The sequence below is a fragment of the Bacillus sp. FSL M8-0077 genome, assembly GCF_038050255.1.
Taxonomy (GTDB): domain Bacteria; phylum Bacillota; class Bacilli; order Bacillales; family Bacillaceae; genus Bacillus; species Bacillus altitudinis.
The window spans coordinates 505,712-527,136 of sequence record NZ_JBBPAF010000001.1 but is presented as its reverse complement, the minus strand read 5'-3'; the positions used below and the strand labels follow the sequence as shown (position 1 = coordinate 527,136).

19 protein-coding genes are annotated in these 21,425 nt (G+C 42.2%); 5 read left to right on the top strand and 14 right to left on the bottom strand.

Annotated features, from left to right (window positions below):
• From NST57_RS02485 to NST57_RS02450, 8 genes are all read right to left on the bottom strand, one after another.
• A complete protein-coding gene (locus tag NST57_RS02485; RefSeq protein ID WP_445818811.1) occupies positions 1 to 1,224 on the bottom strand; it encodes a glycosyltransferase family 2 protein in 1,224 nt (407 codons plus the stop codon).
• A 37-nt stretch (positions 1,225 to 1,261) separates the two neighbouring features.
• Positions 1,262 to 2,980, bottom strand: coding sequence for a DUF2334 domain-containing protein (locus NST57_RS02480; RefSeq protein WP_341297970.1), 1,719 nt, complete (start codon positions 2,978 to 2,980; stop codon positions 1,262 to 1,264).
• On the bottom strand, positions 2,970 to 3,821 hold the full coding sequence (locus NST57_RS02475; protein ID WP_341297969.1) for a GGDEF domain-containing protein: 852 nt from the start codon (positions 3,819 to 3,821) through the stop codon (positions 2,970 to 2,972). Before NST57_RS02475 ends, NST57_RS02480 begins: the two co-directional genes overlap by 11 nt.
• Positions 3,802 to 4,884 carry a glycosyl hydrolase family 8 gene (locus tag NST57_RS02470; protein ID WP_341297968.1) on the bottom strand — a complete coding sequence of 361 codons (1,083 nt, stop codon included), beginning with the start codon at positions 4,882 to 4,884 and terminating at the stop codon, positions 3,802 to 3,804. The genes NST57_RS02475 and NST57_RS02470 overlap by 20 nt, the downstream gene beginning before the upstream one ends.
• A gap of 196 nt (positions 4,885 to 5,080) precedes the next feature.
• Entirely contained in the window at positions 5,081 to 7,267 is a 2,187-nt protein-coding gene (gene topB / locus NST57_RS02465; protein WP_341297967.1) for a DNA topoisomerase III, read from the bottom strand.
• 72 nt (positions 7,268 to 7,339) lie between these two features.
• A complete protein-coding gene (locus NST57_RS02460) occupies positions 7,340 to 8,395 on the bottom strand; it encodes a tartrate dehydrogenase (protein ID WP_065459876.1) in 1,056 nt (351 codons plus the stop codon).
• 97 nt (positions 8,396 to 8,492) lie between these two features.
• Positions 8,493 to 9,425 carry a DMT family transporter gene (locus NST57_RS02455; protein ID WP_341297966.1) on the bottom strand — a complete coding sequence of 311 codons (933 nt, stop codon included), beginning with the start codon at positions 9,423 to 9,425 and terminating at the stop codon, positions 8,493 to 8,495.
• Complete coding sequence (locus NST57_RS02450; RefSeq protein ID WP_341297965.1) at positions 9,422 to 10,243, bottom strand: AraC family transcriptional regulator; 822 nt, start codon at positions 10,241 to 10,243, stop codon at positions 9,422 to 9,424. Before NST57_RS02450 ends, NST57_RS02455 begins: the two co-directional genes overlap by 4 nt.
• A gap of 156 nt (positions 10,244 to 10,399) precedes the next feature.
• Between NST57_RS02450 and NST57_RS02445 the strand changes: the two genes are divergently transcribed.
• Positions 10,400 to 11,074: a GntR family transcriptional regulator gene (locus NST57_RS02445; RefSeq protein ID WP_341297964.1), complete on the top strand. Its 675-nt coding sequence runs from the start codon at positions 10,400 to 10,402 to the stop codon at positions 11,072 to 11,074.
• 132 nt (positions 11,075 to 11,206) lie between these two features.
• Positions 11,207 to 11,503 (top strand): DUF3817 domain-containing protein, encoded by a 297-nt coding sequence (locus NST57_RS02440; protein ID WP_008347156.1) that lies wholly within the window; start codon positions 11,207 to 11,209, stop codon positions 11,501 to 11,503.
• A gap of 74 nt (positions 11,504 to 11,577) precedes the next feature.
• Here NST57_RS02440 and NST57_RS02435 read toward each other — a convergent pair whose 3' ends face one another.
• The gene (locus tag NST57_RS02435) at positions 11,578 to 13,827 is read right to left on the bottom strand and encodes a hypothetical protein (RefSeq protein ID WP_341297963.1); all 2,250 of its coding nucleotides are present in this window, start codon (positions 13,825 to 13,827) and stop codon (positions 11,578 to 11,580) included.
• A 160-nt stretch (positions 13,828 to 13,987) separates the two neighbouring features.
• Between NST57_RS02435 and NST57_RS02430 the strand changes: the two genes are divergently transcribed.
• On the top strand, positions 13,988 to 14,206 hold the full coding sequence (locus tag NST57_RS02430) for a hypothetical protein (protein ID WP_039963137.1): 219 nt from the start codon (positions 13,988 to 13,990) through the stop codon (positions 14,204 to 14,206).
• Between the two features lie 13 nt (positions 14,207 to 14,219).
• On the top strand, positions 14,220 to 14,402 hold the full coding sequence (locus tag NST57_RS02425) for a hypothetical protein (protein WP_142154035.1): 183 nt from the start codon (positions 14,220 to 14,222) through the stop codon (positions 14,400 to 14,402).
• A gap of 565 nt (positions 14,403 to 14,967) precedes the next feature.
• Here the strand turns inward: NST57_RS02425 and NST57_RS02420 are convergent.
• Positions 14,968 to 15,390 (bottom strand): pyridoxamine 5'-phosphate oxidase family protein, encoded by a 423-nt coding sequence (locus NST57_RS02420; protein ID WP_008347166.1) that lies wholly within the window; start codon positions 15,388 to 15,390, stop codon positions 14,968 to 14,970.
• 293 nt (positions 15,391 to 15,683) lie between these two features.
• Positions 15,684 to 16,553 carry an SDR family oxidoreductase gene (locus NST57_RS02415; protein ID WP_341297962.1) on the bottom strand — a complete coding sequence of 290 codons (870 nt, stop codon included), beginning with the start codon at positions 16,551 to 16,553 and terminating at the stop codon, positions 15,684 to 15,686.
• 155 nt (positions 16,554 to 16,708) lie between these two features.
• Here NST57_RS02415 and NST57_RS02410 point away from each other — a divergent pair, with 155 nt between their 5' ends.
• A complete protein-coding gene (locus tag NST57_RS02410; protein WP_341297961.1) occupies positions 16,709 to 17,380 on the top strand; it encodes a class I SAM-dependent methyltransferase in 672 nt (223 codons plus the stop codon).
• On the opposite strand, the gene NST57_RS02405 is transcribed toward NST57_RS02410, so the two are convergent.
• The 3 genes from NST57_RS02405 to NST57_RS02395 form a co-directional block, all read right to left on the bottom strand.
• Complete coding sequence (locus tag NST57_RS02405; RefSeq protein WP_341297960.1) at positions 17,336 to 19,423, bottom strand: BglG family transcription antiterminator; 2,088 nt, start codon at positions 19,421 to 19,423, stop codon at positions 17,336 to 17,338. The two genes, NST57_RS02410 and NST57_RS02405, sit on opposite strands and share 45 nt — an antisense overlap.
• A gap of 122 nt (positions 19,424 to 19,545) precedes the next feature.
• Positions 19,546 to 20,628 (bottom strand): C45 family peptidase, encoded by a 1,083-nt coding sequence (locus NST57_RS02400; protein WP_341297959.1) that lies wholly within the window; start codon positions 20,626 to 20,628, stop codon positions 19,546 to 19,548.
• A gap of 87 nt (positions 20,629 to 20,715) precedes the next feature.
• Positions 20,716 to 21,348 (bottom strand): GDSL-type esterase/lipase family protein, encoded by a 633-nt coding sequence (locus tag NST57_RS02395; RefSeq protein ID WP_142154025.1) that lies wholly within the window; start codon positions 21,346 to 21,348, stop codon positions 20,716 to 20,718.
• Between the last annotated feature and the right edge of the window lie 77 nt (positions 21,349 to 21,425).

Sequence of the window (21,425 nt, the reverse complement as noted above, 5' to 3'; positions counted from 1 at the left end):
TCACCCGCTTTTCTTTTGTTGTTGATTGTAACGCTCGGTTTTGTACCATTTCACTTCTTGTTTCAATAATCGGCTTTTCGCCTCTACACATAAGGAGTACACAACAAGCGCAATCCATACTTGGGAATAGGTAAAGTACATGAGAATCACAATGAGAATGTTTTGTTTGGTCAGCTCTGTTTTCTCTATGCTTAACGTAATCATCACTTCTGTTAAAAAGAGGAAGAAGGCTAACCCCCATAGGATGAGTGCCACAGCTCCCACAGATAAGTGAAGATCAACGAATAAGTTTACGATAAAAATGCCGTTGGAGAGCAGTACACCAAAGAAAAATAAGAAATACGTAAAGAAAAAATAAAATAAATCGAAAATCATTCGTTTTCGTTTTAATTTCATAAACTGTCTTAAAAATTTGAGCACAACATATTGGTTGCCTCTAGCCCAGCGTGTTCGTTGCCGCCACCAGACTTTCCATGTTTCAGGCTCTTGTTCCCATGTAATCGCAGCAGGAAAGAACCGAATCACATAGCCCAGGTTATACACACGAATCGTTAATTCAGTGTCTTCAGCTAGTGCATGGACATCCCAGCCGCCAAGCTCTTCTAAAATGTGCCGACGGATCGCAAAGTTGGTGCCTGGTATTGTCGCAATGCCAAACCATTTCCATCTCCCGCCTTGCGCCATCCACTGGAAGCAGATCGTTTCTATGTTAATGAATTTTGTCAGGAGGTTTTTGGCTGCATTGATGACCCTGAATTTCCCTACAACAGCACCTGCTTTAGGATCATTCAATAATCCAAGAACCAAATGGTAGACGGCTTTCTTTTCAGGCATATTATCTGCATCGTATACACAAATAACGTCTCCTGTCGAAGCCTTCAAGCCTTCATTCAGTGCAGTAGATTTCCCCTTCCCTGCAAATGGCGGTTTTGTTTCAATCATATGGACATGATCGTATTGCTCGCTAAAAGATTGCACAATCTCCCCTGTACGATCAGTGGAATTGTCATTAATCACAATGATTTCAAGAAGGTGTTTGGGATAGGATAACTGGACCATGGCTTTTAGCGTCTGCCGAATGACCACTTCTTCATTATGTGCTGGAATGAGAATGCTGACGGTCGGCAGATCTTTCCCTTGTTTCGTCCATTTAGGCAGTACTTTTTCGTAAGTTAAATAGTGCTGAAAGCCTCCCTGCATCAGAAACATATGATATAGGAGCATGATCCAAATCAGTATTAATGATAGGTAAAATAAGATATCAGCCACCTGATTTTCTCTCCTTAAAGATCCGTTTTTTCATCGTCAGCCTTAAATACAATGTATAAAAAGCAAATGCCACAATAAAGAGTAGCACCACCATTGTGAGCATTCGTAGCATATTTTCCATCCCGCTTCGTTTGTTTGTTTTTGGTTCAGCTATATTGGATTGCTCTATTTGAATATGTCCATTTCCTGTTGTTTTGATCTGGACATGCGGGGTTTCAACAGTCTGTTTTGTTTTCTTTAAATCTAGCCATTCACTAGAAGGGATCGCATCCATTTGTGTGATTACATCTTGCAGCCCCTCTATCCCCGCTTCCACATCATAGGACAGCCCAATGGCGGCGGATTGGATATGCTGCATGGATTGAATTGTCTGCTCAGCCAGTATGTTTGCACCTTCTTGGTCAGACGCTGTATCTATAGACTGTTCAGGATATAAAGTCATGCCATGAAGCATGGCGGGTGTCGACAAAAACGGTGATGCACTACTTGTTTTCCATGTACGGTCTGAGAGCTGCACCTGTCCAAATAGACTGGACACATGGCGGGAAATCACTTCATAGCCTTGCAGGGATATGGCATCATTCGGCACTTCAAATGCAAGTGGATATAACCCCTGCTGCGTGAGCAGTTCAATGCCTTTTGTCAGCTTTTCTTCTGTATAGATGGCTTCTTGATGTTGATTGGATTTGATATACGCATTAAAATCTTTTTCATTCGGAAAAAAGCTTGTGTTCAGCTGCTGATCAGCTTTCTCTGGTTCATTTGACGTAACGGGCTGATCGTACTTTACATCCCAAAATTCAAAGCCTTTACCCGACTCCTCCGTTCGATACGTACGGCTAAACCCATGAAGAACAACACTAGCTCCATTGCTTTGCAATTGTTTTAACACGTGCACAAGTTTAGGCCGGTCACTGAGCGTCACTTCATCCCCTGTTGCCGGATCAATCCATATAGGGGTCACCGCCAGCAGAAAAGGGATATGGCGAGCCGTTACGTATCGCCCAAGTTCAAGTAACTTCTTCTCATCCGTGACGGGGTTAATCTTCCCAAGCTGTAAGTACTTTGTCTTCGTCTGACTAGAAGCCGGCAGGAGAAGACTTTCAAGCACCTCTGCCAGAAGCTTGTCGTGCTGAAGTATATTTAGCATTCCGATATATGCCGCACCTTCTTTTGTTTGAATCACAAATGGCTGCTCAGCTTGATTTTTCTTCATTAAGAATTTACGTTGCAGATCTGTCCCTTGAACCGCCTGAGCTGTGATTCCTCTCTCTAGCTGACGGTATTCTTGATCATCAGTATCTTTGATTTGACTGATGTGATCTTGTTTGTGAAAAGTAAGCTTGGAGAATGGGCGAAGTTGTTCCGCATTGTATCCTATTGCGATTAAACGTTTTGATTCGTTTATGAGACGTACGGTTTGTGCTTTCAACGTTCTCTTTTCTTCTCCTATATAGATAACTTGCTGAAAGTCATTGAGGTTCTTTTCAGTTATTTGTTCATCAGATAAAATGGTCGGTCGTGTGGAAAAATGCCCCACAAGTACATCAAGCATATGAACAGTTGGAGTTGCCTCACCTGATTGTGTGGAATAGACGATGAGGGTCCTGGACTCTTTCTCAAGTGCACCAGCTGATGTACTGTCTTTGATCGAAAGCATAGAGAAAAGAACGAATAACAAACAACATTTCGTCAAAACATTAAAGTTCATTCATCATCATCTCGTTTTCTAGTTCATCTAAAAATTGCTCTGGTGTCCGATAGTCCGAACTGCTTGTTAAATGACAGACATGAAAAGTTAAGGTCACTTCACGACCATTTAGCAAGATATGCGTTTGCAGTTTATCTTTTAGCTTATCAAGAACGATCGAGACGTTTTCTTCAGGTGTGTGAGTGAGCAAGAGACCCATTCTTTCCTCTGATAATCGGAATTTTTTATCTGTTTCTCTCACACTTTCGCGAATCTTCATACTAAGTTGCTGGAAAAGATGCTGCATTTCTTTTTCTCCATATAATGTTTTAAATTCCGCTGAGTAGTGCATATGAAGAAGGATAAAGACGAATGGCTGTTTGTATCGTTCTGCTCGTTTCATTTCCTCAGACAACTCGAGCCTCATCCGCTCTGCATTATCAAATCCTGTGGTTGAGTCAATCGCTACAAATTGTTTGATGGCCCTCTTTTGTTGGTCAATGGTGTGACGCATCGTTTTTATTCGCTCATGCACGTTTCCAGCAGAAATAGCAAAAAAGAGAAGCGCCACGCCCCATATCACGACATCTTGCAAGGTTTGGTTTGAAAAGAGTGGATTTGTGTGACCGAGCTCTGTAAAGAACATCCCGCTTCCTATAAAGAACAAAATCAACAAAGTAAAAACCAATGCTGGCAAAATACCAAATAAAATACCGCATCCTATCACGACAAATGTGAGTGTGATGATCATGACACTCTCCGCATCACGTCCATTCAAGTAGCCCATAAATAAAATGAGTCCTGCAAACGTGAGGAGCAGCGTATAATACGTGCGATAGGTGTTACTGAATAACCTTTTCATTTAGAAGCTCCCTTTCTGCAATCAGAGGCAATAAATTATCAAATGAGTGTGTATCTTTTTCGTTCATGTAGCCTCCGTAATAAGGCTTGAGAGGATCTTGGATTTGCAGCTCTTTCATTCGGTGATAGACGTCTTTTGCAAAATCATCTTCTCCTTGCTTGAGTGCGTATAAGATCACCAGTGCATAGACTGAAGGCGATTCATAAGTCACTGCTGGCTGTAATGTGCTCAGTTTATATCGTCCATACAGTTTTCCTTCCTTTTGGAAGTTGGTTTTCAGCCATTTCATGATGACTGATGTATCAACCTGTGCACGTTCGGCATAAAGAGCCGTATAAAGCTGGTCGATCAAGTTGATTTCCTGATCAAATGAGTAGACTTTCTTCGCTATGTCATAAGATTTTGGAAAAAATCCTTTTTGTCTCGGTGCATTTTTTAGAATGGCCAATTGGTTGTTCATCATTTGTTCTGTGAATAGGTGGAGGGATACTAGTTCTTTGATTGCTTTTGGGTCAAGATATGAAAGTGTGATTGTATGTGAAGTTTGCTTTGTCGATGCATCATAATAGTCGGTCAACATACCCTTGAACATGTTTTTGTCTTTTAACGCTTTTGCGATTTTTTTGGCTGTGGTTTGATACGCTGACTTCTGCCACAATTGATCTGCTTTTTGAAGCGCTGTTACTACACGTAAGTCATCAACTAAAGCATTGACTTTGCTTTTTTGATGAGATTCGATTTGCCAGCTAAGAAGATTATGTTCCAGTAAGAATTGAGTGCGCAGGACGTCTACCTGTTGATCAAAAGATGTTTGATCTTTTTTTCTAACAAGATAATCCATCCAAAGTCCGAGCGATTCTGATAAGTAAGTAGGCTGCTCCACAAGCGAGGTGCGAATCATGCCTTGATCTGTCATTAAGTGATGCGTAATAAAATATTCTCCTGACAATACTGGCTTTGCAGGTTCTGATTGAGCTGGCACCTGCTGCTGTTTCCAGGTACATCCGCCTAGTAAAATGACAATAAGTATAGCGATAGACGTACGATATATGGGTGTATCCATTCGTGTCCCCTTTCAATCCTTGTTCTCTCTAAGCATCTAACGATTTATTATAGAGCGTTTCTGTTTAAATGAAAATAAATATTTTATACCAAATTACGAGTCTTTTCGCTTACATATTCCCATTTAAAGAAAAACAACATGTCAAAATACTCGAACAAACAAAAAACCCATGCGAATTCACATGGGTTTTACACAACTATTGATCTAATTTTAGTTTCTTCAATTGTTCTGCAAGTGCGTTATTGATTGGTTCTTCCACTTTCTTTTGTTTCTTCATATATTTAGACACATCGTGCTTACTGGCTCGTTTTTGATTGGATTGTGATTTACGTTTTTCGAAGACAGACAGTTTCTCTCTATGACCACAAACACAGGCAAATATTTTGCCATCGCCTTCCCCGCGCAGCTCAAGCTTTTTATGACAGTTCGGGCAGCGTGCATTTGTTTTCTTTGCCACATTTTTTCGATGTCCGCATTCTCGATCCTGACAAACAAGCATGGTGCCGTTTTTCCCGTTCACTTTTAACATGAGTTTTCCGCAGTCAGGACAATGTGTGCCTGTCATGTTGTCATGCTTAAAGGTTTGGTTCGTTTGTTTGATTTCAGATACGGCTTGTTTTGCATATGACTTCATTTCACTCATGAATTGAGAAGCTTTCAATTGGCCTTTCGCAATTTTAGAAAGCTTTTGTTCCCATTCCGCTGTTAACGCAGGTGACTTTAAATCTTCAGGTACTAAAGAAAGCAGCTGCTTCCCTTTCGATGTGATGAAGATGTCTTTGCCTTTTTTCTCAATTAAGAAGCTGTTAAACAGTTTCTCAATGATATCAGCTCTAGTTGCCACTGTCCCCAATCCACCCGTTTCGCCAAGGGTTTTCACTAAGTCTTTTTCCTTGTTCTGCATAAATGCAGACGGGTTCTCCATGGCAGATAAAAGGGTCGCTTCGTTAAAACGAGCAGGAGGTTTCGTTTCGCCTTTTGTCTCTTTTAATTGGCGTACGTCAAGTGACTGCCCCTCTGTTAATGCCGGCAAGTGCTGATCTACTTCGGCTGATTCTTCGTCTTCATAGGAATCATCGTACACGGCTTTCCAACCGGCTGATTGCACAATTTTCCCTTTCGCTGTGAATGTCTCACTACCGATCTTGGCGATCACTGTTGTTTCCTCATATTCAAAGGGGGTCATCAGTACAGCGAGGAATCGCTTGGCAATCAGGTCATATAATTTACGCTCTTTATCGCTTAATGCACCTGGATACAGCTCTTCCTCGGTTGGAATGATCGCATGGTGATCTGACACTTTGGCGTCGTTGACGAATCCTTTATGTGCTTTAATGCCTGATTGTAAAATGCGATTCACATGCTGCGCGTAAGGTCTCACGTTCATTCCTTTGAGTCGATCTTTTAATGTGGGAACGATATCTGCCGAAATGAAACGTGAATCCGTACGCGGGTATGTGACGAGCTTATGCTGCTCATACAGACGCTGAAGTGTAGACAGTGTTTCTTTTGCTGAAAAACCGTAGCGTTTATGGGCATCGCGCTGCAGCTCTGTCAGGTCATACAATCCTGGAGCAAAGGCTTTTTTCGCTGTTTTTTTCAGTGCATCAATCACTGCAGGTTTTCCTTTACAGGCTGCCAAGCGCTCCTTCACTACATCCTCTTGGAATGTACGGTTTTGTTTGGTCTTTGCATCCTGCCAAGTCAGCGTCAGTCCGTCTACTTGTGCAGTCAGCCCAAAGAACGGCTTCGGCTGGAATTGCTGAATATCTTCTTCCCTCTTGGCGATCATGGCAATCGTTGGCGTTTGCACACGTCCGCAGGATAACTGCGCATTGAACTTCGTTGTCAGCGCTCTTGTTGCATTGATTCCTACAATCCAGTCTGCCTCTGCACGGGCCACCGCAGAACGGTACAAGTTGTCATACTCTCTGCCGTCTTTTAATCGTTTGAACCCTTCTTGAATGGCTTTGTCAGTAACAGACGAAATCCATAAGCGTTTCAGAGGCTTTTTCACATGTGCTTTTTCAAGAATCCACCTTGCCACAAGCTCCCCTTCACGTCCAGCATCTGTTGCGATGACAATGTCTTTTACATCTTTTCTCGCAAGCTGCGCTTTGACCGCTTGGAACTGTTTACCTGTCTTTTTCATCACGACAAGCTTGAGTGGTTCTGGAATAATTGGTAAATCCTCTAGACGCCAGGATTGAAATTCTTTCCCGTAGCCTTCTGGATCAGCCAGTGTCACCAAGTGGCCAAGCGCCCACGTGACAATGTATTGATCTCCTTCTAAGAAACCATTTCCTTTTTTATGACACTTCAGCACACGTGCAAGGTCACGTCCTACTGAAGGTTTCTCTGCTAATACAACTGTTTTTGACACTAGATTTCACATCTCTTTCTTCTATCCATCCTTTTATTATAGCAGACGTGGAGATGCGGTTCTAATGACGGATTATTTCTTCAATCGTTTAATGATTTCGTTTGTGACCTCTTGTGTTTGATAAGCTCCGCCGATATCTGCCGTTAAAAAGCCGTCTGCTGTGACAGATTCAATCGTATCGAGAAGGTGTGTGCCTAATTCTTCCTCTCCGAAATGATCAAGCATGAGTTTAGCGGTCCAGATTTGTCCGATAGGGTTTGCGATCCCTTTTCCAGCGATATCTGGTGCTGATCCATGTACTGGCTCAAACATGGATGGATATTTACCATTTACATTGATATTGGCTGCAGGCGCCACCCCAATACTTCCCATAATGGCAGCCCCAAGATCAGTTAAAATATCGCCAAATAAATTACTGGCAACAATCACATCGAATTTCTCTGGTCTTGTGACAAAGAAGGCTGAGAGCGCATCAATGTGCTGAGAATCTGCCGCCACATTAGGGTAGTCCTTTTTGACGTCTTGAAACACTTCATCCCAAAATGGCATGGTATGCACGATGCCGTTTGACTTTGTTGCACTTGTTACATGCTTTCGTCTCTTTTCTGCTAATTGAAAAGCAAAACGCATCGCACGTTCTGTCCCTTTTCTAGAGAAGACGGCATTTTGAATCGCAAGCTGATCCTCCCCTTGATAAATCCGACCCCCAATTTCACTATATTCGCCTTCTCCATTTTCTCTTACAACTAGTAGATCGAAATCTTTTGGCTGAGCAAGCGGAGAACGGATGCCCTTTAGCTGTTTTGCCGGTCTTACGTTAATCACCTGTTCAAATTCCCGTCTAATTTTAATGAGCAGTCCCCAAAGCGAGATATGATCAGGCACTAAGTTGGCATCACCGACAGCCCCTAAGAAAATACTGTCAAAGGCTTTCAGTTGTTCCAATCCATCCTTTGGCATCATCTCGCCATGCTCTAAATAGTATTCGCAGCTCCACGGAAAATCCTGAAAAGAAAAAGTCAGACCGCCATGCACCTCTGATATCGCTTTCAAAACACGTACTGCTTCTGGTACAACTTCTTTTCCTACCCCATCACCAGGTATCGTCGCAATCGAAAAGTGTTTCATTGTATTCTCCCCCTTATGAATGGTCGACCGTCGACCGATTAAGTTGAGTTTACTAAAGAGTTCATGTTCTTTCAATAAACAAAAAGACGCTTTTTGATCAAAGCGCCTTTTTGTTCTGCAACTGTAATGGGACTGACTGTTTTTTTCTACCTGCTCCTTTTTTATCTGAAAGAAGCAATCCTCCCAAAGTCAGAGCTGTTCCGAGCAGTGACATGAAGGTCAATCTCTCATGGAGAACGATCATTGAAATGACCATCGTGATGATTGGAACGCCATAAATGTAGATACTCGATTTCACCACACCGATCGTCTTCACGGAAAAGCTCCATGTCAGAAAACAAATAGCAGATGCAAAGACGCCTAAAAACAGCAAGTGGAAGGCAAACGATGGATTCGTCAACCGCTCCCAGTCTAAACGAATCTTAAAATGCCAGATCAGTGGAATCATCCATAACAGCCCGTAAAAGAAGACACGTCTTGTCACCTGAATAATATGGTAGCCATATTGATTGATCATTTTCGATAAAATGGAATAAAATGCCCAGACAATGGTAGCCATAAATGCTAAAGCATCGCCGAGTGGATTCAATTGGAATGTCGTCATCCCGTTCAAGCTAATCAGCACAATTCCCGTCATCGCAATGAAAAAACCGATAAAAAACCGGCTATGTAGCGGCTCATCTTTTAATAAAAAATAAGACAATAGAAAAGAGAAGAATGGGACAACGGAGCTGATAACACCTGCATTTGAAGCGAACGTATAGGTAAGTGCAACATTTTCTAAAAAATAGTATAAGACCACACCGCATAACCCTGCAAGCGCAAACATCCCTTCATGCTTTCTATGCTGCACCTTCATGGTGACTGGATAAATGATCACCAGGGCAAGGTACCCAAGGAAAAAACGAAAAAATAAAATCTCTGTTGGAGAAAAAGCCGTTAATAATATTTTGGTTGATATAAAGGTAGATCCCCATAAAAAAATGGTGAACATGGCTGCTAGATGACCAAGAAGCTGTTTATTTTTCATTTTGCTGTTACCTGCTTTGCAAAAATTTGCTGATACTGCCCTGGCGTAAGCCCAATAAATTCTGAGAAAAAATGACTCAAATGACTTTGATCAGAAAATCCAGCGGAGGCAGCCGCATCGACCGGCTTTATCCCTTGGGCAAGCAGCTTCTTCGCATGGTTCACTCGAACAGTCTGTAGATACCGATACGGCGTAATGCCTCTGAATTTTGTAAAAGCCCGCAGCAATGAATATTTGTTCATAGACAAAAGTTCACCTAATTCGTCTAATGAGATATTTTCCGTGAAATGAGTGTCGATGTATCGCTGAGCGTCTTGGACTTTCTGTTCATTGGCATGTGATATTGGCGCTTTTTCCTCTGTCGTATCGGCATACGCTTCAATCAGCTGCTTCATGAAAAAATAGAAGGTTTCCTCTTTATTCAAAGCAGGCGTCTCTTCTGTGATCATTTGATGAAGCGCATATAACGGCTTTGTCAGTTCACTTTGTGAGAACACAGGACCTTTGAAATGCGGCTTTTGCCCAACCATCTTCTCCAACACATCTGCCTCAATATTTAAGCAGCGATAATCTAACGTTCTATGATCTATTTGTTCACATGCGTGATTATCATATGGATTGAAAAGAAGAAGATCCCCCTTTTCAATGATGTATTCTTGATTTTGACAGATCAAACGTCTTTGACCGCTTTCAATAAATCCAATGACATAGTATGTATGGAAATGATTCGGGAATTTTTGCATGATGCCATGAAAGCGATAGGCTTCTATTTGCAAGTCTTGGTCAAAATGTACCTCTCGTTCCTCTTGCGTTTTCATTTCAATCCCCTCTTTTCGCTGAACTGGTTATTAGTGTAGCATACCGTTTTTCTCTTAGATTGTACGATATTGACTTTTTGGCGGGCAGGCTTGCCTACTGACAGGAACTTGGATAACATGAGACAAAAGATCATGTATAAAAGAGGGAATAACAGGATGAATTCATTCGAAATTGAAAGACCAGCACCGTATCATATGCAATTTTATGAACAGCTGAAGCAAATGATATTTAACGGGCAGTTCCAGCCAGGTGAACGCATCAATGAAACGCAGCTTGCCAAACAATTTGGGGTAAGCCGCTCACCAGTGAGAGAAGCCATGCGGCTTTTAGAAAAGGATGAACTTTTAATCGCTGATCCTAAATCAGGCTACTCTGTCTATACGTTAACAGAGCGGGATGTCGAGGAACTCTATCAAGTCCGAATGGCTTTAGAAACGCTTGCCGTTAAGCTTGCCTGCAAAGAAGCCACAGATAGAGAAATAGATGACATTGAACAGGTGCTCACGAAGGCAGACGAAGCGATCAAACAGCAGCTGCCATCTCAGGATATCGTTCAGTTACACGAAGCGTTTCATCAAACAATCATTCAAGCCAGTCACAATCATCGTTTATCCAAACAATTGAATCACGTGAATGCACTCATTCATTATTGCCGCATCTTTCATTTTAGCGGCGGGCCTCGGGCCGAGACGATTCAAAAAGAGCATACGGCCATTTTCACTCAAATAAAAGAACGCCGAGCTGCTGAAGCCGTTCAGGCGATGACAGACCACCTCATACATGATGTGGCGCATTTAAAGCAAGTACTCTCTGAAACAACCGAAAAGTAACGCGTGTCATTTCCCATTTTTTAAGCATTCGTTGAACATATTTTGAATTTTTCGTAGATTATCGCATGTTCAGGCGATCTTTCGTTTATATTAGAAGATGAGAAACTAGCTTTTATACAGGAGGATTTGTATATGCATACAAGTATTAGCCGTCTGAGACAGGCGGGTTTTATTGAGGGTATGTCTCTTTTAACCCTTCTTTTAATTGCCATGCCTCTAAAATATTTTGCGGATATTCCGATGGCGGTCACCATTGTGGGCTCTCTTCATGGCGCATTGTTTGTGATCTATATGCTTATTTTGGCATATGTGACCTTTAAAGTTCGCTGGCATTTGAAATGGTCGATCGCTGGATTCTTTGCGGCTTTCATTCCTTTCGGCAACTTCGCCTATGACAAGGTGCTCCGTCAGTATGATACAAAAGCTTAATCAAAAGGGCTAAAACGAATGTCGTTTTAGCCCTTTGTCTTTACGTTGAAGCGTTCTGATAATGGAACGCTTTTTTATATCGATGCATATTTCACAATGGCTGCTTGACGTGTCATGTCGTTAAACGCTATCCATAATTCATCATCAGGCAATACGCTAGTAATTGGATCGATTGGCTGCTTGATCTCATACTGCACACCATTTCTTTCGACTTGAATGATCGCTAACGGAAGATTGCCGATGACCCCGACAAACGACACTTCGGTCACTTTTGCACTTCCTTGTTTCTCTTGCATGAGTCCCATTTCTCTATTCAACTCTTCTTTTTTTGTCTGCATCGTGATTTGTGTTCCTGGCGCAACCTGCATATGATCAGGGATGAATTGGCTGACCGTTTTTGTGATGGACTGATCTCCGCTTGAAACCGTCACATCTAGCATGATCGGTTTCTGTCCATGAATCGTAACTGGGTATGGCTTCACCCTCTGGATGGTACCTGTTAACGTCACATCTTCTCCTGATCGATTCCTCACTTCATGGCCATAGGCTGCCATTTTCAACTGACCGCTGATGTCAACGAGATCGGCTTTTTCTCCTGTTCTAAATTCAAAACCAGCCGCTTGAACCATCGGAATGGTATACCTTTTCTGATCTGCTTCAAATGTAAGCGATAAGACCGTGCCTCGTCCTACGGTTCCATATGATTCTATATTTCTTAAAACAGCGCCTTTGATGAATTTTGGCTCGCTTGGCTGCGAGAAGTCACCCTCTTTTAAGAGCATCGCTTTTTTCTTTTTCGGATTGTAGAGAATGGCGATACGCTGACCCGGCTGCGGTATCTGGGTATAGGATACAACCGTTTTAACCGTCTTCTCGATGTTTTGTCCATCATATTGAAATTGAAGCTGCATGTTGACCAGCGGCTGTTCGTTGATGTAGGTACCCGTTTCTTTGACAGATACGATATTGGCTTCTAATGTGACACTGTCCTTTATCTTGTTCTTTCTCATTAGTCTTAAGATCGGCGGCAGGAAGATGGCTAGTACAAATAACAGCAGTGGGATCAAGAGCCATATCGCCCAGTTGAGAATGAGTGGTCCGCCCTTCATGACATATTGCATAAAGGTGTCAACAGACGTTTGGTGGGCTGGACTGGCATTTTCGATTGAGATGACTTTTTGCAAAGGGAATTCCTTTAGCTGTTTGCTTTTCGTCTCAAATGCCCCCGTTAATTGGTTGCCAAGTGAATAATAGAGCCAATCGCTCTTCACATTTTTATTGAAAGAGAGATCTTCTTTTTGTAAAGATTCATATGACAACGACTGAAAAAGCTTGCTGGCAGACGTCGCCTTATTCGTGCGATGATTATAAATATAACCAGTCAGCTTACCTTTTGCTTCGTCCTTTGCTGTAGAGCCTAAAAGAAGAATTTCTTCTTCATTCAGCTGGTAGATAAAAGTTTGGTAAATCGGTTTTGGTGTTGGGACGACTTCCCCAAGCCTTCCCTCTGCATTCACTTTCCTTGGTCTTTTTGGATAGTTAGATTCGACAGCGACTGCAACGTTTTCTGATGATCCGATCGTTTTTTGCAGTTGCTGCACGACTTTATCTTCAATGAGGCTAAACGGTTCAGCACTTTTGGAGACATAGACCCCAAGCTGATGCTTCTCATTTGAGATTCCGCTGACATACGCCTTTTGGTCATTTTTCAAAGTCAATTCAAACATAGGGAATGGGGTTTGCCCTCTAAAAGAGTTCATGACGACATCGATGGAAACAGGTCTTGCTGGCAGCTTCAGCTCGTTGAGATTGTGGACATGAAACTGACCATTCTTTAGCTCACCGAGGACCGCGTCAGCGCCTTCCATTTCTCCTGTAAACACAAGACGTCCATTCCATTGATATGTATTCGTTTTTAAAAATGAGGGAATCTGTAAGTTTTGCTTGACGATTTCTTTCTTTGCTCCGCTAGGAGACAGTTTCTCGATCAACAGCTGCTCGTCTTTATTTTTTAAAGCAACTAAGAGATGGTTCCCTTGAATAGATGGCAGCATTTCATTAAACGTATCGCTTTCCGTGGTCCATTCACTGATTCTTTTTCCTGATTGAGGATCATACATTGCAAAATGGAGCTGCTGGTTTTTTGATACAGCACTCACCACTCGTTTTCCTTCATCGAATGTAAACATTCGTTTGATGTCATACTCTGTTACTTTCCCTGCGGACAAATCATCTTGGTAATGGTTCCACACCAAAACACTAAGAATGATAGCTGGAATAAAGAAGACAATATATCTGAGGAAAATCACTGGTATTCTTTTCACTTGATCGCTTCCTTTCATGGAGTTCATTTTTCTTATACGTCAGTGCAGCGAGAATGTTTCATGCTAGAAGAATACCATTCTAACTTCCGACATCCATATTTTACATATTTGATTATTTGCGATAAAATCCAATCAGATTCAAAAAAAGGATGTTATCTCAATGGATAAGCTATCATCGATCATTCTAGCGGCTTGGCTGCGTGTTCCCCGTTGGTTCAAGCAAGGGGTGCTCGTATCTATGACCATTTTCTTTTTTTATATGTGCTTTGTAAAGGGGCTGACTGGCTGGTACACCTTGCCGCCTGTCACTTTGCTCGCATGCGCCATTTGTTCCTTTTTCATCTGGATGGTGTGGCTAAACAGTCAAAAAAACAAGTAAAAAGGAGAATTTCATGAAAGAATCCATCTTTTATTTTACTATCTCTTTTGTTCTTCAATGGGTTTGGTTTGGGGTTGTGCATCCAGATAGAGGCGTGACACTGCTGGACATGTTGATCTTCTCTATTTTGTTTACGGTGATGTTCTTTTTTATTGGCCGGATTTGGAGGTATCAGAAGAAAGGGCGAAGTGAGTGATGATGAAGCATTTCCTCTTTCTGTCGATGAGTGTTCGTTGTTCTATTGTTAGCGGCGAATCTTTTTGAAGGGGATGTCATGCGGATGGTGTCCGCTTTTAACCTAAAAAAGGCTGCCAAATAGATGGCAGCCCGTTTCTTACTCTTTTCATGCAAATAAATAATCAATGTTTAATCTCCGTCACGGAGTGTATGAATTAAGATTCGATCATATCAGTGTGTCATATGTGTTCCGAGTGAACCTACGTTTGAAAGTAAACGCCATGGAAGTTCTGGATAACAAGACAACGAAAGCCCTACCTCTCATTCGTCCTTACGGCTCCGAAGCCGTGCCAGTGTGAATTGTAAATCAAAACGTCTTTTTTCCATTCTTCCGCTTTTATAGGGGGCGGTTGCAGAAGGAAAAGAATAAGTTTGTTCGCTTTGACAGCGTCTCGTTCTTATCAAGTAGAAGCTCTATTGCTTCTCATTATGTCATAGAAAAAAGAAAGTTTACTTTCTTTATTTATTTGCTATTTCAACACTTAATATAAAACTATAACACGTTCCCCCAACTTACGCAAGTGTTAAAGTGATAATTCTGCTGGTGTCCGGTTTCCTTCGTTCATATAACGAATGGAGGTTGGGTCAATCTTAAGGATCACTAGGTTTGGATCATCTTTTCCTTTAAACCATTTCTCCATCTCATCAGACCAAAGGCGGTCGATCAGTTCTGGATCATCAGTTAATGTGGCTTTACCTGCGATTTCTGCATATGTGTCCCCAAATCCTTCACCTGAATAACCAATGAGAATATGAACATTCGGATTTTTTTCAATCTCATCAGCTTTATGTGTTTCTTTGCTTGTTGGTGTATATAATGTCAGCCCTTCATGAAAAAAAGTCATATAGCGGGTATGGGGCTTATCTTGTTCAACAGTCGCCAATGTTCCAACTTTTTGTTCGTCTAATAAGTTCATTACCTTTTGCTTTAACTCTTCTTGTGACATGTATCTTCACTCCTTCAAAATGTCATCCGTACTCTTAGGTTTCCACGACAATCCATTCATTAAACAAAGAAATGTGTTTTTCATAAAAAGACATCTTCTAGCTGATGCTATAAAAAACGGACACATTGAAAGGGGAAGTTGAACATGCATCATGAAACGATGTTCCATTTGAGTTCACTTGTTATTGCAGCTGTTGTTGTGGGCATTATCATATGGTCTGTCTCATCTGTACAGAAGAATCGGAAGAAATACTAAATACACCGCCCAATTAAATCTGGGCGGCGTGCTATTGATCATGTATTCATAAAGGAACCGCCGTTGACGTGAAGTGTCTGTCCCGTCATATAAGACGATTCGTCTGAAGCAAGCAGTACATAGCAGCCTACATGCTCCACAGGCTGTCCTGGTCTTCCCATTGGGGTCTCGGCCCCGAAGTTTTCGACACTGTCTTCATCAAATGTAGATGGAATGAGCGGCGTCCAAATTGGACCGGGTGCTACACCGTTTACCCGAATTCCATCTTTCACAAGCGACTGTGCCATAGAACGAGTAAAGCCGTTGATGGCCCCTTTTGTCGCCGTATAATCAATGAGCACTTTGTTGCCTCGATACGGGTTAATAGATGTTGTATTAATAATGGAACTTCCCGGTTTTAAGTAATCGAGTGCCTTCTTCGTAAAATAAAAATAAGAATAGAAATTGGTTCTAAAGGTTTGGTGAAGCTGTTCACTAGAAATATCTTGAATACGTTCTTTCGGATGCTGTTCGGCCGCATTATTGACTAATATGTCCAGCTTCCCAAAGGCTTCAACTGTCTTTTCTACCGCTTTCTCGCAAAAGGCTTCGTCCCCGACATCCCCTGCAATCGTTAAACATTTAACGCCTTCCTGTTCTACACGTTTTTGCGTATCTTCTGCATCCTCATGTTCATTTAAGTATACGATCGCGACATGAGCTCCTTCTTTGGCATACGCAACAGAAACGGCACGTCCAATTCCGCTGTCTCCACCTGTAATCAGCGTTACTTTACCTTTTAGCTTACCAGACCCTTTATACGATTCATCCTCATAGATCGGCGCAGGATTCATTTCTCTTTCACTGCCCGGCTGCTGATCCTGCGTTTGGCGCGGAATGCCATTTGTTAAGTATTCACGTAAATCCATGTGTAAGCTCCTCCTTGATTTGTTGATGTATCCTTTCATTACCACTTCATTTTTTTACTCAAACATCCCTATGCGTCATCAATGCGTTTTGAAAACTGACAGGTTTCAGGATGGGAAAAATCGGTTACATAAACATGAAAAAGGAGCGTTCTCACATGCTATCAACCATTTCTAAAACCTTTAGCAGACCAAAAGGCTGGCTCGGAAGCATCGCAGGTTTTATTATGGCAAATGAAAATAAGGCACTGAATCAGTGGGCGATCCAGCATTTAGATTTATCAGATGGTGAAAACATATTGGAAATAGGCTATGGCCCCGGCTATAGCATCAAACATATGCTCAAGCATTTTGACGATCTTCACATTGATGGACTAGATGCTTCTTCAACTATGAAGGAACAGGCGCATTCGCGTATAAAGAAACGATCCAAAGAGAAGCAGGTCCGGCTGTATGTTGGGAAAATTGAAAAAACACGCCTGCCGGCGGATCAGTATGACAAAGTACTTTCTGTTAACAATTATACGATTTGGGATGACCCAAAGGCTGGCGCACTCAACCTTTATCACACCTTGAAGCCGGGCGGAAAACTCGTCATTGTGATGCAGCCAAGAGAAAAAGGAGCGGACGCCAATCGAACAAAAGAAATGGGCGAAAGCATCCTCAATGACTTAGAATTTGCTGGATTTGATCAGTTTTCTGTTGAATATGAGGAGATTCGTCCCACCCTCGCTGTCTGTGTCACAGCAAAAAACCGAGAAGCGAATAAGCTCTCGGCTTTTTTCTTACCACTTTGCCTCTTTGACAAATTGATAAAAAAGTTGATGTAATTTCTGTTCAATCTCTTCCTTTGTTCCTTGTCCATAAAGCGCCATGCTTTCTTCGCTTTCAATGATGGATGAACTGATTAGGCTAAACATTTCAGACCCTTCTTTGCCAAGCTCTAGCGGCGCCAGCATGAGGAGCATTCTGGACATGAGCTGCTGCCCGCCATCCATGCTTTTGATCTCGTATGCCTCATCAAGATCATAGATATGAAAGACCGGTTTCTTAATGAGATGATGCTTTAAGTGAAAAAGAGCAAACTCGGTTCCTGGAATGCCTAAACCACCTTGCTGCTCACGCTCAAGTAAACCGGCTGTCACTTCGTCTGCACGTTCTAAATAGCCTTGACTTTCAACCTGACGCATCAGCGCTCTCATTGTTGACTCATGCTGCTCCGTCGTCCTCTTTTTTTCGATTGTAAAATGGGACAAGATGCTGCGAATCACTGACATATAATTCGTGATTTGCTCTGCCATTCCTATCATATCAACCGTTTCCTCCACCGATTCTTTTGCAGATTCCTGCGCTCTTTTTTTCTCAATCAGATAAGGAATTTTTCGTTTAATATGAGACTTGACCCGCACTGCGTCATCCTCGTTTAAGAGCGGGCTGACCATAATGTAATCAATATGCTCATAGGGGATCGGAACGGTTGATACGATCATGTCATAGCTCGCAGCGTCGATTTCCTTTAGCTCCATTAAGGAAGATAGATCGAATTTGGCGATCTCAGGCAATTCTTTTTTTAATCGTGATGCGAGCATTTTTGACGAACCGATACCGCTTGAGCAAACGACCAATGCATGAATCTTGGTTTCTTCTTTTTTAATTTCAAGCACCGAACCAAAATGAAGCACGATAAAGGCAATTTCATCCTCTGGAAATTCGATCTCAGGAAAGAAGCGCTCCACACCTTCTTCAATCGCCATGAACAGCAAGAAGTAGTCTTTTTTTATTTGTTGTGTGAGCGGATTGTAAATCCGCATCTTTTCTTTTAAACGGTTCATAGCTGGTTCAAGATGAGACACGAGTCCCTCATACAATGAATCGTTTTCATTTAAATGATAGCCTGTTTTATGAGAAATAAAGTCAATGAGTTTCTTCGTTCTCAGCGCGATATCTAACTCAATCTCATCAATGCGGTATTCTGCCGTAAAGCTTCGATTTGCACTGCGCAAATGGATGGTCATGTAGCCGACCTCCGCTTCAGGAATCTCTACATTAAACATGCGTTCTAATGCTCGCGCGATTCTGAGTGAAGATTCAAATTCCTTCGTCCGCTTTAATTCAAGCAATTCTTCCTCTTCCATCCGAATGGTTTCACCGATTTGAATGCGTTCAATGGCATAGGTTAAGTGAACGACAAGTGCAATATAGGCACTATCTGACAACGAGAGAGAGAGTCTGTTTTTCAAATGAAAGAGCAGCCTTTCTACCTTGAGCAGCTGTCCTCGACTGACTACCCCAAACACCTTTTCAGTCGCTTTCGTTCGATGTTTAATATTCATCTCAATCGTTTCGAGAAATAATTGAATGTCGAGACGGTCGACGATCAGGTTCCCGACAATTTTTCGCTTGGCTTCCTCCGGTCCTTTTAATTCAATGCCGTACCCGCGCTTGCGGATGAGCAGTAAACCGTAAGGAGCGATCCAGTCCGTCAATTCATCTAAGTCGTAACTAATGGTCGCATTTGTGACCTGCAGGTCGGCTGCAAGTGTATATAATTTCACCGGTTCTTTTGCTTCAAGCAGTGCACACAAGATTAAAAGCTTCCGTTCATCTGAACTATATTCAATTTGGTCTTCATTTGAAATATGAGACAGAAGCCGCTTTTTGTCTTCCTGTTCACCGACCGCCTTCAAGCCCTTCCCCGGCTGTTTATCAAGTGATAGGTTGTAATTCTTTAAAATAGATTTAATGGATTTAAGCTCTCTATGAATGGTTCTTGTACTGACCTGAACAGAATCGGCGATCTCACGAATGGTGACATAACGATTTTGCTGAATCATATATTTGATCACTTTCTGTTCTCGTGCCGTTATGTACATGAAATGCCTCCTTCCGCTTAAATAGGTCTATTGTCACAATTTAATATAAAACGCTTTCACTGATTGATGCAACCTGAAGTTGATCTAAATTTGGCACACCGGGCTGTGACAAAATGAAAGACTCACACGTTTCTCCAAAATGAAGGTCCATAATCCTTTTGATAAAATTGAATCGTTTGTTCATGAAATGGCAGTGTGCCCCCGACCTTTAATGAATAGGTAGGATTATAGACGGGAGAGCCAAAGCAATACTCCATCGTCCCTTCCTCCGGCCGAAACATGACGGTTCGCATCGTCCCAAACAGCTCTTCATAATTGTGCACAGTCAGACCAGCAGGGTATTCTGCCCGAAATAGTTCCGTAAGAGACTCGCTTGACGGCTGTTCTTCTAAAGCTTGAATTAACATGTCGTACCTGACAACAGAATGATGTTTCGTCAACCCTTTTGCCGTATGATCAGCAAGCGGATGGTTCGTTGCCGCAATAAATCCATGCTCCGGCCTTCTTACCTTTTTTTGCCCATCAATCATTTCAATCACAGCCGCCTCTCCCTGCCGATCGGCAAGCATCAGGTGAACATTAGACGCAACAGGCATTTCCTGTACCAAACGGACGGCATCCTCCACCATTTTACAGGACTCTAGCACAGCTCGAATGACATGATATACTTGCAAGCCAGCAACAGCCGGCGGCTTTAAGCCTGGTTCGTTGCCAATAGGCGGACCGCATGCAGAAAATGTCACCGATAGACCATGCTCATTCATCCCATCCGATCTACCAAATAAGATTAATGATGAGCCTGTATGGACTGCTGAGCCCTTCACATGTGTAGATACAAGACGCATATCATCAAACAGCGGTGAAAAATCATAGTTGCGAAGCATCACCGTCTGTTGATTGGCAGCCTCATTCCCCTGCATCACACAATGGGAACAGCCTGGCTGAAGATGCGAAGAATAGAAAAAGGTCAAATCGCTTTCATCTATTTTCATTTCATCACAAAATCCCGTGAGCTCTTCCTCTAACTGAGGAAGAAACGGGCGAATCAGCTGCTTCGTTTCCTTCACAGCCTCTTTTGATAACGGTTCTGATTGAATATATTGTTTTTTAAGCAAAGGGTGATCCTTCAGCCAAACAGCCTGCTGCTTTCCTACCTCATAAGCTGTTCCTTTCAATTCATGAAAATACGCGTTCATTTCCTGCATGCATACACCTCTTTTGTCTTTGTTTCTTTTATCATATCGAAACAGTCCACCATTTAAAAGAATGAAAAAAACTGCAATCCTTTGGGATCACAGTTGCTTAGCGGATTGTTGAAACAGCGCTTTTGCCATTGCTTCATATCCTTTTTGGTTCGGATGAAATTGATCAATCGATAAGTATGCTCTTTGATGACCTTCAAAAACACGGTAAATATCCACCACTTCTACATGTGGATTCACAGCAAGCTGGCGAAGGTGATGGTTGTATTGCTGCAGCCATCTTTCCGCGATCGGAATCTCAGGAAAAGGATTATATAAATTCAATAAATATACGCAGTATGGTTGATGCTGCCCTCTTTTTATCAGAGCGATTTCTTGAACCATTTTGCTAAAATTCGCCTGACAATGCATAGACGCTTGCAGCAGTGTCTTTTCATCTTCACCTTTTTCATACTGCAGAACAGCTTGAACAAGATCATTCCCGCAGCCTGTGATGGTGATGATGTCAGCATGAGCAATCGCCCGTCTTACATCAGACCGCTGAAAAAGCTGCAAGATCTCTTCCGTTGTTAACCCTGATTTCGCAAATACGGACAGTTTCACCGGTATATGCAGCTTCTTTTCAAGCTTCGCCGCATATCGCTCCGTAAAACCGCCGCCAAATAAACGTGCCCCCACCCCAACCGTTAAGGAATCTCCAATCGCAACATAGGATCGTCCCACTCTTATCCCTCACTCTCTCCTGCCTTCTCTTATATATACGAAAAAGAAGAACAAATGCTTGTAGCAGATGGCTTAAA

Excerpts from the sequence above, each read along its gene's own strand:
- NST57_RS02485 (WP_445818811.1), bottom strand. The coding sequence starts at position 1,224 with ATGCTCCTATATCATATGTTTCTGATGCAGGGAGGCTTTCAGCACTAT.
- NST57_RS02480 (WP_341297970.1), bottom strand. The coding sequence starts at position 2,980 with ATGAACTTTAATGTTTTGACGAAATGTTGTTTGTTATTCGTTCTTTTC.
- NST57_RS02475 (WP_341297969.1), bottom strand. The coding sequence starts at position 3,821 with ATGAAAAGGTTATTCAGTAACACCTATCGCACGTATTATACGCTGCTC.
- NST57_RS02470 (WP_341297968.1), bottom strand. The coding sequence starts at position 4,884 with ATGGATACACCCATATATCGTACGTCTATCGCTATACTTATTGTCATT.
- NST57_RS02460 (WP_065459876.1), bottom strand. The coding sequence starts at position 8,395 with ATGAAACACTTTTCGATTGCGACGATACCTGGTGATGGGGTAGGAAAA.
- NST57_RS02455 (WP_341297966.1), bottom strand. The coding sequence starts at position 9,425 with ATGAAAAATAAACAGCTTCTTGGTCATCTAGCAGCCATGTTCACCATT.
- NST57_RS02450 (WP_341297965.1), bottom strand. The coding sequence starts at position 10,243 with ATGAAAACGCAAGAGGAACGAGAGGTACATTTTGACCAAGACTTGCAA.
- NST57_RS02445 (WP_341297964.1), top strand. The coding sequence starts at position 10,400 with ATGAATTCATTCGAAATTGAAAGACCAGCACCGTATCATATGCAATTT.
- NST57_RS02440 (WP_008347156.1), top strand. The coding sequence starts at position 11,207 with ATGCATACAAGTATTAGCCGTCTGAGACAGGCGGGTTTTATTGAGGGT.
- NST57_RS02430 (WP_039963137.1), top strand. The coding sequence starts at position 13,988 with ATGGATAAGCTATCATCGATCATTCTAGCGGCTTGGCTGCGTGTTCCC.
- NST57_RS02425 (WP_142154035.1), top strand. The coding sequence starts at position 14,220 with ATGAAAGAATCCATCTTTTATTTTACTATCTCTTTTGTTCTTCAATGG.
- NST57_RS02420 (WP_008347166.1), bottom strand. The coding sequence starts at position 15,390 with ATGTCACAAGAAGAGTTAAAGCAAAAGGTAATGAACTTATTAGACGAA.
- NST57_RS02415 (WP_341297962.1), bottom strand. The coding sequence starts at position 16,553 with ATGGATTTACGTGAATACTTAACAAATGGCATTCCGCGCCAAACGCAG.
- NST57_RS02410 (WP_341297961.1), top strand. The coding sequence starts at position 16,709 with ATGCTATCAACCATTTCTAAAACCTTTAGCAGACCAAAAGGCTGGCTC.
- NST57_RS02405 (WP_341297960.1), bottom strand. The coding sequence starts at position 19,423 with ATGTACATAACGGCACGAGAACAGAAAGTGATCAAATATATGATTCAG.
- NST57_RS02400 (WP_341297959.1), bottom strand. The coding sequence starts at position 20,628 with ATGCAGGAAATGAACGCGTATTTTCATGAATTGAAAGGAACAGCTTAT.